Here is a 13,039-nt window from a genome sequence, read left to right on the forward strand (position 1 = left end):
AGGGTGGGCGGGGAGGGCACGGCGAATTGTTGGCGGGACCGCTTCACCTGGCGCAAAATCGGAGAGATTGATCGAGGAGTGGTAGAAAGGTTGGGTCTTTTGTTGTAGGCAGGCGTCTAATGAATGCAGTATGATCGTCGCTGTTCGTTGCAAATGCCGCCTTTTTCATGCGATTCGGTTGGGTATGCGAAGGTCTCTGGCGGGCAACAAGAAGAGTGATTGCACGGGGAGTACCTGAAAGATGTCGCATCCGCGGTTGAGCATCGTCATTCCGGCGTATAACGAAAGCGCACGTATCGAGGCGACCCTCGAGCGCGTCATGCAGTGCGTGGAGACTGAGCGCTGGGACGCCGAGGTGCTGGTGGTCGACGATGGATCGCGCGACAATACGGCGGAGATCGTGACGCGCTGGATGGAGCTGTTCCCCCGTCTTCACCTGGTGAAGAATCCCGGGAACCGGGGCAAGGGCTACTCGGTTCGTAACGGGTTGCTGCAGGCCGCAGGCGACATCGTGATGTTTACCGACGCCGACCTTTCGGCCCCGATGGAGGAGGCGAGCCGGCTGATTGCGGCGATCGACACGGGTGCCGATGTGGCGATCGGGTCGCGCTGGATGGAGCGGGCGCGGCAGACGATTCACCAGCCGCTATATCGCCAGTTCTTCGGCCGCTGCTTCAACTGGATTACGCGCACTGTGATGGGGCTCCCTTTTAAGGATACGCAGTGCGGCTTCAAGGCCTTCCGGCGCCCGGCCGCGCAGGTGATCTTCCGTCTCCAGACGATCGAGCGCTGGGGCTTTGACCCGGAGCTGCTCTTCATCGCACGCAAGCTGAAGTTCAAGGTCGAAGAGGTTCCGGTGACCTGGGGCCACGATGAGCGCAGCCGTATGAGCTATCTGAAGGATGGTATGAAGATGCTGGAGGAGATGGCGGTCATTCGCTATAACTCCGTTGCCGGGCGGTACGACAAGGCCATTGCCGCGATGAAGGATACGAGCGACATGGTGACTGCGCCGGTGCCGCACGTGGTGAAGGTGGTTTCGCCCACGGCGCAGCGGTAGGGGCGGAGCTCAAAGTTCAGCAATAGCAGATAAGGAAGTCGAATGGCTGCGTTGCTTTAGTCGAGCGGCGCAGCCATTCGACTTTTTGCGTCGTTGCGCTTGCCGGTGGCGGGGACCTGTTCTCCTGCCGCGGCCAGCCCCCAGCGGGGCATGTTGGCGTAGACGGTTTCGAACTGGCCGGGATTGACCGCGTAGGTCTCGTGCCAGATGCCGACGCTGCCGTCGGAGCCAACGTTGCGGTTGAAGGCCGCCCAGGCTGGCAGATGTGCTTTGTCGCGTGCATGAGCGTAGGCGTGAAGGTGCTCAAAGGAGCGCCAATACTGGATCATGGTCACCCCGCGCCAGGCGAGGCTCGTCTCGGCGTGGAGAAAACCCAGGTCGGGCTGGGCGTAGAGTTCCCGCAGCATGGGGCCCATGGACCGCGTGACGGATGTCCACCTTTTGATTGCCAGGAGGCGGTTGATGCGCACGCCGATGAGGAAGACGACGAACGAGCCTTCCATGCGGGCAGTCTGACGGCCGGGGTAGATCGTTGCCATACCGCTATCCTCCTCCGTTTTAGGTATGGGAGGAGGATAGCAGGGCGGCTCTCTCTTGAGGAGGCGGCGAAAGAGCTACCGGCGGAGCGAGGCAGACTGCGTCGGAACCGGTTCGGCGAGCAGGTGTTCGACGTCGGCGGTGATCTCGCGGACGAGGTCGGTGTGGGCCTGGCCGGTGGCGGGGCCGGAGAAGCCGGCGTGGATCTCGCGGACGTGGCCGGTGCGGTCGACCAGGAAGCTGGTGGGCCAGCAGTTGAGATTCTCGGCCTGCGGCAGCTTTTCGTTCAACTGGTCGGGCACGCCCGCGAGCAGCACGGTATAGGTGATGCCGGTGCTGGCGATGAAGGCGCGCAGGCGAGCGGGGTCTTTCAGTTGATCGTCCTCCTCGAAGCTGAGATTAACGATCTCCAGTCCGCGGCTGTGCAGCTTCTTATAGAGGACTTCGAGGTCCGGCGCCTCATCGTGGCAGTTGGGGCACCACGAGCCGCCGACCGTGACGAGGACGACCTTGCCGTCGAACTGCGGATCGGTGTTCGAGACGATATGGCCGCTGAGGTCGGGCGCGCTGAAGGCCAGGCGGTCGTTGGGATTCTTCATGCGCGTCTGCTCGGCGGGAGGTGTCGGGGCGGCGAGATTGGCCGCGCGGGCGGCGGCGGGACGGCGGGCGACGAGGTTCTGCTGGTCGGCCTTGGCGCCCAGGTCGGCGCGGAGAAGATTCGAGACGAGGAGCGTGCCGTCGTCCTTCGGAGTGAGGGTGTAGAGTGCGGGGCCTGCGGGGGAGAGGTGCGAGAACAGGACGGAGCCGTCGGTCGCGGACTCGGCGAAGAGGCTGCCCGTGTCGCCGTCGATGCGCTGGATGACGGCGTGGAGGCCGGCGCTGGACTGGTCGACATGAAGCTGCCAGGCGGATTCGCCCTTGGCGCTGTGCGTGGCGATCTCCCAGTCGCCGAGGATCTGCGGCGTGGCGACCGGCGTCCTGGGTGTGGAGCGGGATCTGGCCAACGTGAGGGGGTAACGGACGGTCTTCGTGCCGAAGCTGCCGGTGAGGGCGCCGGCAGCCTCGTCGAGCTCGAGGGTGCGAGCGTAGTCGGCGAAGGTGAGAGTGATATGCTGGCCGGCGCGGGTGGTCGTGCTGGCGGGCGAGCGCTCCGGACCGTTGATCAGCGTGCCGGTGAGCTTCGAGCCGGAGCCCTTCAGCTCCAGCGTGATGGGCACCTGCTGGCCGTGAACGGTCGCCGACCCACGCCAGACGGTCTGGCCCTGCGCTGACACGGCGACGAAAAGCATGGACGACACGGCGAGGAAGGGCGCGCGGAGCAGCTTCATAACGAGGCTCGATTCTGTTTTTAAAGGATTGGCTAGCGGGTGCTGCGCACGTCTGTCGGAGCCTGCTGGGGGCGGCTGCAACAACAAAGTGTGAGACGGTAGCTCATAAAGCGATGGTAGGACTTCCGTGGGAGCGGGTCAAGGGTTTCGCTCTGGGAGAAAGAAGAAAGCGACGGACAAAGACCCTCCCTGAAGGGATTTATCGCTGCGGGACAGGCGGAGCCGTGCGTACCGCCGGTGTCAGCGGAAGCATCGGCTCGACGGCCATCAGATTCGAAAGCGTTGCGCGTTCCTGATCGTTGAACTGACCGCGATACCACTCGGAGTTCATGTAGGCTTCGCGTTGATTGGGCGGCATGTCGCGCATATCGCGGAAGGTGCGCGCGACGACCTTGCGGCGATCCTCGGGCAGCGCGCCCAACTGCTGCATGGCCCCGCGCACCTGCTGGCGCTGAGGCATGGTGAGCTTTTCCATGGCCTGGGTGCGCGCAAGCACGCGCTGACGCTGGGCGGGCGGCATGTTGTTCAGCTCGGTCAGCCGGTCGCGCATGCGTTGCTGCACATCCGGCTTCATGGATTGAAAGCCTGGCTCATGCTCCAGCGCCTGCTGCTGCGCGGCGGGCGAGAGGTTGCGATGGCTGTCCATCCACTCCGCCAGATGCTGAGGCTGAGGAGTCTTGCTGGGATGAGCATTCATCGTGCGCGGCGGAATCTTCGTCGGGGGCTGCGCGACGACCGACACGGCGAACAGCATCGCAGCCACGGAGGCGGCGCGGAGCATCGACCGAATTGGAGCGAGGCGAGACATAGTGGCAGGGAACCAGATTACAGCAGATGAGACTTCAACATATTTTAGCCAGGGACGGAAGACCGCTCCGCGCCGGTTTAGCTGGTGGGCGGAGCAGTCGTCGGCGTATCGTCCGGACCCGAGGCGTCTTCGTCCTGCAGCAGCAGATCCATCTGCTGGAAGGCTTTATCGTTGCGGTCGAGGATCTGCAGTTCGTTCACCGCGTCCGACGCTTCGGCCTGTGTATTGCCGATTTGCCCGACGTAATTACGGTAGCCGGCGAGTCCTCCACCGCTGACGGCGAGCGCAAGGGCCAGCACGCCCGCGACCGCCGGACGGAATTGACGGCCGGTGTTGAACAGGATACGGTCCTGCAGGCGCTCGAACCAGTTGCGCTTCGGCGCCGCCTGCTCTTCACGCAGCAGGACGGCGAGGCGCTGATCGAAGTAGGGGGAAGGCTCGGGCGCGGTCCACTCGTCGAGCATGGCGAATGTATTCCGCAGTTCGGTGTACTCCACCTTACAGGGCGAGCAGGTGTCGATATGCGCCAGGAGGGTAGCATTTGCCTTCGCGCTCGGGTCGAGCAGCAGGTCGGGCATCGCGTCCTGGATGGTCTTGCAGGTTGCCGATTTCGTGTTCATGGGGATTCTCCCTGTTATGTTCCGGTGTGAGCGGCCGTGGTTTGACGGCGGTAAACTCGCACCTATTCGAGAAACGGTTTCAACTTTTCGCGCAGAGTCTGGTAGGCGCGGAATAAAAGCGATTTCGTTGCGGACTCGGACAGCTTCAGCACATCGCCGATCTGCTTGTAGTCCATGCCTTCGTATTTATGCATCAGCACCGCCATGCGTTGCCGTTCGGGCAACGCCATGACATGCTCGCGGATGGCCGCCATGCGCTCGTCGCGCAGCATCCGGGAGTCGGCCCCGGGCGTCATGTCGGCGACATCCGGCGTCGTGCCGGTCTCGGAGTCGGTCTCATCCAGATAGACGGTTGAGGCCGAGCGTTCGTGTCGCGTATCGCGTGCATGATTAACGCCGAGATTCGTCGCAATGCGGTAAAGCCAGGTGCTGAAGCGAGCCTCCGCCCGATAGGTCTCGCGCGACCGGTAGACGCGAAGAAAGACCTCCTGAGCAAGCTCCTCGGCGACTGCCTGGTTGTGCGTCATGCGATACATAAAGTGAACGATCGGCTTGCGATACTTCTGCATGAGCACATCGAAGGCCGCCATGTTGCCAGCGCGAAGCTCCAACATGATCGATACGTCGTCCATCTGTCCGAAGTCGCCATTGATGTGCAGCCCAGACTGTGCGTTGGCGAGGTCTTCGAGGTGAGCCGGATTGAGCGCCAGCGTTGCCATATCCTCTGTAACCCCATCCTCGTCGCTTGGTTGCGCGAGATCCGAGATTTCTGTCTCGGAGACGTCGACAGACTCGTGGGACTCGGCGGACGCATCGCCCGCAGGGTTAGACCGGGGCGCGCGATCGTCATCCCCGCCGGAAGCGGCAGGGTCGAGGGGAGGCCGGTTTGGGGTCACTCTGCCAGGCATGGTGCTCGGTTATTGTATCGTTACCCGCAATGGGGGTGGGGGCGAAGTAGTTTCGATGTTGGGTTCTCCGGTTTTGGACGCCTCCCGCCTGAGAGTGGTATGCTGAAACACAGAAGACGATCCGCCGGGAAGCAACGAAGTTCCTGCCGCGGTTCGGTCCGGGCTCATAACTCAGCGGTAGAGTGCCACCTTCACACGGTGGAAGTCGTAGGTTCGAATCCTGCTGGGCCCACCATAAAATCAACAACTTACGAGTAGTGCTCGAAGTGATTTGGTGCCATTTGGTGCCATTCAACGAATTTGGCACCAACTTTTGGCGCTTCGATCACATGATGCGTCCCGAAGTCGAGCTGACGGTGAGCATCTCATAGACCGTTCCTACCATCTGCTGCACGCTCTCTGGAAGCTCCTGCATGTACTCGTTGGCGGTGGTGTCCGCGCGAGAGTGCCGCAGGTGCGCCTGAATGTCCTTCACCGATCCCAGATTCTGTGCCCGGGTCGCCATCGTGCGGCGGAGCACCTGGAAGGTCAGCTTGGGAATCTCCAACGCCTCGGCGAGCGGTTTGAGAACCCGGTTGCGGTAGTTGCCCGGATCGAGCAGTCCGCCATCGGCGTTCGGGAACATGAAGGCCTTCGCGGTCGAATCCGAACATTCCAGCTTCCATTGTCGAAGATCCCTGGCGAGCCCATCCGGTAGATGAACCTTCCCGAGACTCTTCGTTGTCTTTCCGAACGGCCGCAGCTGCCGGCGGTAGACGGTTTCGTTGATCGACAACGTATTTTCGTTGTCGAAGGATGACCAGCGAAGCGCGAATAGTTCGCTGGGGCGAAGAGCCTCCGTCATATCCAGCATGAGCAGAAGCCGGTCCCGCCTTGCCGCCATCGCCAGAACGGCCCGCAGTTGCTCCCAGGTGAGTACCTGCTTATCCTTCGGCCTGAGATTCCGGGGAATCTTGAGCTTTCGGGTCGGGTCCTTCGTCAGAAACTCCTGCTCGATCGCCTCATCGAAGATCGATTTCAGATAAGAGCGCGCCTGTTTGACTCTGTCCTGAGAGTACTTCCCGGCCAGATCATTTACATGCGTCTGGAGCGTAAACTTGTCGATGCTTTCCATCGACTCCGGGCCGAACTTCTGGATCAGATCGATTTCGATTTGCGCCTTCTTTTCCTTGGCCGTCTCCGGCCGCCAGTCCCCCTGCCTGAGCGGGAAGTAGCGATTTCGAACGAACCACTCGAAGGTAGCGGCGCCATCCATCATGGCTCTGCCATCCGCAAGCTGGCCCGTCTGTTTGGCGATCTCGACGCGCAACGCTTCACGCGCGGCGAGCTTCGTCATCTGGGATTTAAGGCCGAGTCGCACTACCACTCTGACGGCTCGGACGTGATCGGTTGTTGGATCGACGACACTTCGACGGTAGTAGCCGTACCAGCGCTTACCGCGAAGAAGGATCGATCCCGTTTGGTTCGATTTACCCATTGGCTTCTCGTTTTCTGTAGGGGAAAACAGTGGGCGATCTCATTTTATCGCCTTCCAGAGCGCCGCGCCGACACCCGTTCGCGTTCATCGATGAACGCTTCAATCGCGCTCGCGCGATATCTCAGGGTGCCGTCGCTCATTTGGATCACCGGCAAGCGCGGAAGCTTGCGTGATGAGTGGTCCCACACCCAATCGATGCTGACGTTCAGCCGCCGCCTCACCTCGTCGGCTGTGAGTAGGGGATCGTAAGCGAGACCTTGAACACTCCCGACAGCTTGAGGCGGCTTCCGCTCTGCACTTCCATCTGCAGAACCGAGTTGAGTTGCGATTTGAAATGGCTGGACCGATGCTTTCAGGGACATACGAGCCTCCGTTTGATCAGGTTTTCAGGAAGTTCTATGCGGAGGATCATTGAGGCGAAGGCGAATTCAGTCCAATTCCAAGACGACCATCTTCATATCCTGGGAGTAATCCGCTTGGTCACCCGTCCCGAGACTGCATCGTTGTCACCGAGCTCCCGAGATAGTTGCTCTTGCGCATCCGAAGCTCAGACACCTGGCAGCTCTGCCTTGATCGCTGGTGAGGATCTGTCAACCGCTTCATCCGCGATTTGACCGAGTGTGCGAATCGACCCATGCTTGCCTCGCAGTTAGAGGAGGTAGACATGGAAGACACAAAAAAATATCTCGTGATCGCCGTGTTGCTGACAGTTCTCGATGTGTCAGTGGCGTGGTCCTGCGGCGGAATGATCTGGCGCTCCTGGGCGGGGATACTCTGGTGCCGGATGTCATTGGAGTTGTTGGCTGCGGGCATCTTCGCGTCATTGGCGGATGTGTGGGCCTATGTCTACAGGGGACAACAGCGAGCGGCCTATCCGGCCAAGACAGGCTTCATCCTTCAGGAGAGCGACGATGTTTGACTCTCTGGAAGATCTCTCTCAGAAACTCGCGGCCGCAGGCTACTTCATCGACCCGGTGGTCACCCAAGTCGTCTTTCTGGCAGCGAAGTTGAAGAAGCCACTCTTGCTGGAAGGCCCAGCCGGCAGCGGCAAGACCCAACTCGCCCTCTCCGTCGCAGCAGCAGCCGATACCCACATCGAGCGGCTGCAATGTTATCGGGGCGTGACGGAAGAAAAGGCCATTGGGCAGTTCGATCAAGGGCTCCAGCGTCTTTATCTTGAGTTCTCAAGAGACCAGCACGAGAGCTGGCAAGGGATTCTGCAAAACCTCAAAGGGCGAGACTTCTATCGTCCGGGTCCTTTGATGAGAGCACTCGAATGCGAACGGCCATGCGTGTTGCTGATCGACGAACTGGACAAGGTCGACGATGGATTTGAGGCGATGTTGCTCGAGATACTTTCGGCGTGGCAGCTTTCCGTTGCTGAACTCGGCACGGTTGAAGCGAAGAGCATTCCGTTCGTCGTTTTGACCAGTAATGAAGAGCGTCGGCTTGGCGATCCAATCCGTCGTCGCAGTCTCTATCTGCGTGTCGAGCATCCGACTCCGGAGCGTGAAGCGCAGATCATCGCGAGCCGGACACCCGATGCCGCTCCTTCCTTTCATCGGGAGATGGCGGGAATTGCCCTCTCGTTTCGCAATTACTCGTTGGAGAAGCCGCCCTCCGTCTCCGAGATGATCGATTTCGCAAACGCTCTCCGGTTGCTCGGTACCGACCATGTCACAACGGAGTTGCGCGACGTTCTCCTCCCGTTTCTCGCGAAGACGGAAAAAGATCGTAGACACCTGCTTCTTCGCGAAGGCTTCAAGAGCCTGCTTGACGATGGAGCGCGCTTTGCCAAGGCAATGACGGATTCAGAAGGAGGCTCCTGATGCGATGGTTCGCCATTCTGTTGTTCCTGTGGACCCACTTCGATCACGCGGCATTCGCTCAAGCCGATGCCGGAGACTGTCTATTACGCTATGCCTCGCTTTATCACGTTCCCGCAGAGTTCGTGGCGGCCATCATCGATGTGGAGTCGGATTGGAATCCGCGCGCGATCTCGAACAAGGGCGCCGTGGGTCTCATGCAACTCATGCCCGCGACCGCCCGACGATTCGGTGCGCTACAGCCCTTCGAGATCGATCAGAACATCGCGGCGGGCACGCGCTATCTGGCATTTCTAATCTCGGAGTTTCACGGTGATCTGCGGCTCGTCGCCGCTGCCTATTATGCAGGAGATTTTTGGATCGGGCGCAGACAGCTTCACTATCGCAACTCTGACGTCACTGCTTATGTTCTGTCCGTTCGGCGCCACTACATGCAACGCAAATATGCGGCGGCCCTGCCGTCGAGGAGACAACATCCATGAAGATCATTTGGTTCGCCCTCGCAGGATATCTTCTTCCGTTCCATTTGTATGCCGAAGATCGGACGGTCGCAGCCCGTATCGCGAACGTAAGGATGAGTGCAGGCGAGGTCACACGCCTTCACCTTCGCCCAGAGTTCGAATCGACGATCCATCTTCCCGAAGACGTCACGTCGGTCGTTCTGGGAGATCCAGGATCGTTCAAGGCTGAACACAACGAGGGCGAACCGCGGTTTGTGTACGTAAAGCCCATTACGACTTCTCCTACGCAGTCGAATCTCTTGATCACGACGAAATCCGGATCGCATGTCTCGCTGGAATTGATCAGCGACGGTACCAGCGCTGAGAACGGTCCGGTGGACTTTCTCATCGAATATAGCGGCTCGCGCAGTCTCTTCCTTCCAACCCAGCCGGCCGCTTCTTCGGCTAAGCTACGCGATTCATTGCCAAGCCATGCTTCCTCACAGGAACGTCCCTCGGAGACAACGAGCACATCCGCGCTTGAAGATGAGTTTCGCAAGCAATCCCATTTGAGTGCCCCTTCGTGGACGAAGTGGGATGAACAGCGAGTGCAGACATCGGTCGGCACGATCGAGCAACGAGGCAATGAGATGGCGGTCTCGTATTCGATTTTGAACGCGTCGGCGGAGCCCGTTGAGATTGTGCCTCCGCAGATACAAATGACCGGTCTAAAACCAGCGAAGAAGAAGCAGAAGAAGGGCAAGGGAATCATCTCGGATCAACTGGAGATTCGCGATTTCAAACTGAGTGCGACTCGGATGGAACCTGGTGCCCGGGTCGATGGTGTCGTCGAGTTCGACAGGCCGAATTTCAAGCAGTCCACCGAAAAGCTGTTCCTGCAGATAGCCCAGGCCGATCAGGTCGATCGGCCTATCCTCATTCGGTTGCCGTTCACAGCACCGGTTAGCTCGGAAGGCAGATAGAAGGAGACGAGACGATGACGCAGATCAGAAATCAGAAAGAAACCAACGCAAACGTAGACTCTGAGAGATTGAACTTCGAAGGCACCGGGAGCATGCCTCTCGGAACCGGCCCGACAGGCGAGAACTCAGACGCTGCGTCTCCAGACGATATCCAAGATCGCGCGCTACATGAGCCTGTCACGCGAGCGGATGTCAGGAACTCCGAGAAGCCCGACACGAAACGGCTTGTTGTCCTCGGCGCGGGACTGATGTTGGCGATCATGTTCTTCGTCTTCACGGCGCTTGTAGGTAAATCCTCAAAGAAGGCCGCCACCCCGCCCGCAGCCTTGGCGTCAGCGAAATCACAGGTTGTCGCGCCTCCAAAAGGGAGCGTCACCCCTCTCATGGACTCCGAGCACACCGTTCCAGCGAATGAAAACTCCAACGGCCAACTTCAACCAAACGATATCCGCCGCACCCGAAATGCGGTGAAGGGCTCCAGTGCGCCGCATATCCCAAACCCCACGCGGGGCACCGCCGGTGACAATCCTCCACCGCCACCATCCCTCGGCTCAATTCCATCGTTTGCGGACACGCAACAACACTGGCAAGATCCGTCAGCAAATGATCCCGCCGCTTCGAATGTAGCGCTCGCGAGACCCTCACGAGAGACACATGAGCAAAGCGCTCTGAAAGAGAACTCTCTCGTCTTCGTGCGCGCGCCGTTGTCGTCGAGCCCTGCCATCTCGTCTGCTCAAAGCATGGCGGGCGATACAAGCGACCGCCTCACGCTTCACATCAACCCAGGGACACGCGTTCAGGCAAAGCTTCAGACACAGATATCGAGTGCGGTTCAGGCGCCTGTCGTTGCCGTCATCGAGTACACGTACGCTCTTGGTGACAAGGTTGTGATCCCCGCCGGCGCTCGCGTCTATGGAAAGCTGCAGCAGGCGGACCGAAGCGGCTTGATCGGCGTTAGTTTTGACGAAATTGAGCTGCTCGATGGTAAGCGCGAGAAGATCGATGCCATCGGCGTGGGACTCGACCTTGGCCCCATCAAGGGAGAGGTGACTGGCAAGAACACGGGACGGAATATCCTGGTCCGGGCCGCCACTGGCATGGGCTCTTTACTTGCGGAGCTTGCAGGGAACAATAGCAGCGGTGCCTTCTCTGAAGACGACATGTTGCGAGAACGGCTCGCCGCAAATATTGGCGCGGCAGGGGACTCGCAAATCATGAACCTGAATGCGAATAGTCGTGTCGTTGTGTCAGTGCCCGCCGATACCAAGATTTACGTCGTGTTCGCAAAACACGAGCAGAAGAACGCGACTGTCAGAAAGATCGATCAATAAACCCTTGTTTCGATTCGTAAGTCTTACAGTGCCCCGGCTGATGCCGGGGCATTTTTTGTTCTTCAATAGGCATGAGATATGAACCGTCCTCTCTCGACGCGATGAATTGCGCAGGCTGTTGATTCGCACCATACGAGTTGTGCTTTGCGGACGTTGGCCTTCAACAAGCCATCTACATGGCGACCATCCCGGCTCGCTATCGTGACAACGTCCGCTGCCAGGCCACGTAACGCGCTTAGTCGCTTTGCGCTCTCTATGCCCCTCACACCTTGTGAGAGAGCGCCGGATCGCATATCTCACTATGGCCTTGCGACAGTCGCCTGCTCGTCTATTTGAGGGGTACAAGCGCGCGATTGGGTTGTACGTGCACAGAGGGCGGATTTTCAGCTCGTAGGAGGGACCGTTCGAAGAACCTCACGGGGATTTCGTACGGTAAAACGTGTGTTCCTGAAGAGGTCCACGATATACAAAGCGATGACCAAAGCCCACGCTACGCAATCTTCTTTCCGAAGGTGCTATATCGATTTGACCGAGATCCCAATCAGACGCAATCTCTTCTTCGACACGGATGCCTTGAGCAGACGAGTCCAGGAGAGTACAGCATGCAGATCTCAAGCCATGTGTGGCGGAACTCGAACGGGGCTGCGGCCTCATCCATTCTTTCCATGCAACGTCCGGACAGCCATCTTCCACTTCGGGCGCTGCTCGTTCTCGCGCTCGGCCTCATTCTTCTGCTCAGCTTCTCGCTGCCGCTTACGGCCAGCGCCCAGAACCTCGGCACTTCGCCTCAGTTCGGCAAGGCGGTACAGGGCCAGCAGGCGACGACCGTCGAAGGCACTGTCCTCAACATCGTGAACTGGGGATGCAACGTCATCGCTCCCGTGCTGGCGGTCGCCTGCCTGGGCGTCGCCGGCTGGCACTTCAAGAGCGGGCGTGGCTACATGGGGTGGGGCGTTACGGGCGTCGCCCTCATGGTCATCTCGGGTCTCGGACGCATGGCCGAAGGCTTCATCACTCAGTCGCAGGGAATTCAATAGACGGAGCGAGCCACGATGCCGGTTCCGCAGTTTCTCCTCGATCTACTCCAGTTGCTCTTCGATCTCGCGATACCAGCCGCGTTCTGCACCTTGGCCGCGGCTGGCGTGAGCCTCCGCCACGAAGGAGGAACCAATTTTCATGTTGGAGGGCGTACCGGGAAGTGGGTGCTGTGGACGGTCATTCTACTGACCTTGCCGCAATTGCTCTCGTGGGTCGCGGCACAAGGCGTCACGGTGCCGTCGGCTAGTGGAACGGTCGGAACTACGTGGCTTGCGAGCATGGAGACCGTGCTGAAGAACTTTGTGAATCAGATCGTTGTCGCCAAGCTTGTTCCTATCCTGGCGGCTTACTTTGTCCTGAAGGCAACGCTCGATGGCGCGGCGGGAGAGAGCCCCATCGGTTCGATCGTCGCCGCACTCTTTCTGATGTCTCTGTCTGCAACGATGCAACTACTCCAGGGATGGAACTCCGGCGGTCAGTATGCCACTACCGATATGCTGACCTCTCTTTGGAATTACGTCGCCGGGCAGGTACTGCCTGCCGCTGCCGGTCTGGCATGTGTAGGTGCAGTCATCAACTTCGTTCAGCGCCGTCCCTGGACCAGACTGGTCTTCGCCGCGATCTCTTTTCTGAGTGTGAGCGGTTTGCTCACGTTGTTTCGCGCCATGACCGCATAGGAGCCT

Annotated in this window: 15 protein-coding genes and 1 tRNA gene; 9 read left to right on the forward strand and 7 right to left on the reverse strand. The window is 59.6% G+C overall.

Translation table 11 applies throughout. The annotated features are described in order from the left end of the window. The first annotated feature begins 241 nt into the window (after nucleotides 1-241). Nucleotides 242-1,060, forward strand: a complete 819-nt coding sequence (locus CHB87_RS04030; protein WP_089407078.1) for a dolichyl-phosphate beta-glucosyltransferase — start codon at nucleotides 242-244, stop codon at nucleotides 1,058-1,060. Between the two features lie 56 nt (nucleotides 1,061-1,116). On the opposite strand, the gene CHB87_RS04035 is transcribed toward CHB87_RS04030, so the two are convergent. The 5 genes from CHB87_RS04035 to CHB87_RS04055 all read right to left on the reverse strand — a co-directional run bounded on the left by CHB87_RS04035 (nucleotide 1,117) and on the right by CHB87_RS04055 (nucleotide 5,072). Continuing rightward, nucleotides 1,117-1,599, reverse strand: coding sequence for a DUF4188 domain-containing protein (locus tag CHB87_RS04035; protein WP_089407079.1), 483 nt, complete (start codon nucleotides 1,597-1,599; stop codon nucleotides 1,117-1,119). Nucleotides 1,600-1,674: 75 nt separating this feature from the next. Next, a complete protein-coding gene (locus CHB87_RS04040) occupies nucleotides 1,675-2,925 on the reverse strand; it encodes a TlpA disulfide reductase family protein (protein WP_089407080.1) in 1,251 nt (416 codons plus the stop codon). Nucleotides 2,926-3,124: 199 nt separating this feature from the next. Next, nucleotides 3,125-3,733 (reverse strand): DUF3106 domain-containing protein, encoded by a 609-nt coding sequence (locus tag CHB87_RS04045; protein ID WP_089407081.1) that lies wholly within the window; start codon nucleotides 3,731-3,733, stop codon nucleotides 3,125-3,127. 77 nt (nucleotides 3,734-3,810) lie between these two features. Then, nucleotides 3,811-4,353, reverse strand: a complete 543-nt coding sequence (locus CHB87_RS04050; RefSeq protein WP_089407082.1) for an anti-sigma factor — start codon at nucleotides 4,351-4,353, stop codon at nucleotides 3,811-3,813. Nucleotides 4,354-4,415: 62 nt separating this feature from the next. Next, nucleotides 4,416-5,072 (reverse strand): RNA polymerase sigma factor, encoded by a 657-nt coding sequence (locus CHB87_RS04055; RefSeq protein ID WP_245817798.1) that lies wholly within the window; start codon nucleotides 5,070-5,072, stop codon nucleotides 4,416-4,418. A 349-nt stretch (nucleotides 5,073-5,421) separates the two neighbouring features. On the opposite strand from CHB87_RS04055, the gene CHB87_RS04060 reads away from it, so the two are divergent. Beyond that, nucleotides 5,422-5,496, forward strand: a tRNA-Val gene (locus CHB87_RS04060). 90 nt (nucleotides 5,497-5,586) lie between these two features. On the opposite strand, the gene CHB87_RS04065 is transcribed toward CHB87_RS04060, so the two are convergent. Then, entirely contained in the window at nucleotides 5,587-6,597 is a 1,011-nt protein-coding gene (locus tag CHB87_RS04065; protein WP_245817799.1) for a tyrosine-type recombinase/integrase, read from the reverse strand. Between the two features lie 185 nt (nucleotides 6,598-6,782). Then, nucleotides 6,783-7,100, reverse strand: a complete 318-nt coding sequence (locus tag CHB87_RS21785; protein WP_142988199.1) for a helix-turn-helix transcriptional regulator — start codon at nucleotides 7,098-7,100, stop codon at nucleotides 6,783-6,785. A gap of 302 nt (nucleotides 7,101-7,402) precedes the next feature. Between CHB87_RS21785 and CHB87_RS21790 the strand changes: the two genes are divergently transcribed. The 7 genes from CHB87_RS21790 (at nucleotide 7,403) to CHB87_RS04100 (ending at nucleotide 13,033) form a co-directional block, all read left to right on the forward strand. Continuing rightward, entirely contained in the window at nucleotides 7,403-7,657 is a 255-nt protein-coding gene (locus CHB87_RS21790) for a hypothetical protein (RefSeq protein WP_142988200.1), read from the forward strand. Beyond that, a complete protein-coding gene (locus CHB87_RS04075) occupies nucleotides 7,650-8,567 on the forward strand; it encodes an AAA family ATPase (RefSeq protein WP_176441568.1) in 918 nt (305 codons plus the stop codon). Before CHB87_RS21790 ends, CHB87_RS04075 begins: the two co-directional genes overlap by 8 nt. Beyond that, entirely contained in the window at nucleotides 8,567-9,046 is a 480-nt protein-coding gene (locus CHB87_RS04080; RefSeq protein WP_089407087.1) for a lytic transglycosylase domain-containing protein, read from the forward strand. The genes CHB87_RS04075 and CHB87_RS04080 overlap by 1 nt, the downstream gene beginning before the upstream one ends. Next, a complete protein-coding gene (locus tag CHB87_RS04085) occupies nucleotides 9,043-9,987 on the forward strand; it encodes a hypothetical protein (protein WP_089407088.1) in 945 nt (314 codons plus the stop codon). The genes CHB87_RS04080 and CHB87_RS04085 overlap by 4 nt, the downstream gene beginning before the upstream one ends. A 14-nt stretch (nucleotides 9,988-10,001) precedes the next feature. Beyond that, entirely contained in the window at nucleotides 10,002-11,318 is a 1,317-nt protein-coding gene (locus tag CHB87_RS04090) for a hypothetical protein (RefSeq protein WP_089407089.1), read from the forward strand. A gap of 602 nt (nucleotides 11,319-11,920) precedes the next feature. Next, nucleotides 11,921-12,355 carry a hypothetical protein gene (locus tag CHB87_RS04095; protein WP_089407090.1) on the forward strand — a complete coding sequence of 145 codons (435 nt, stop codon included), beginning with the start codon at nucleotides 11,921-11,923 and terminating at the stop codon, nucleotides 12,353-12,355. 15 nt (nucleotides 12,356-12,370) lie between these two features. Continuing rightward, entirely contained in the window at nucleotides 12,371-13,033 is a 663-nt protein-coding gene (locus CHB87_RS04100) for a hypothetical protein (RefSeq protein ID WP_089407091.1), read from the forward strand. Nucleotides 13,034-13,039 lie beyond the last annotated feature (6 nt).

The organism is Granulicella rosea, from assembly GCF_900188085.1.
GTDB lineage: Bacteria > Acidobacteriota > Terriglobia > Terriglobales > Acidobacteriaceae > Edaphobacter > Edaphobacter rosea.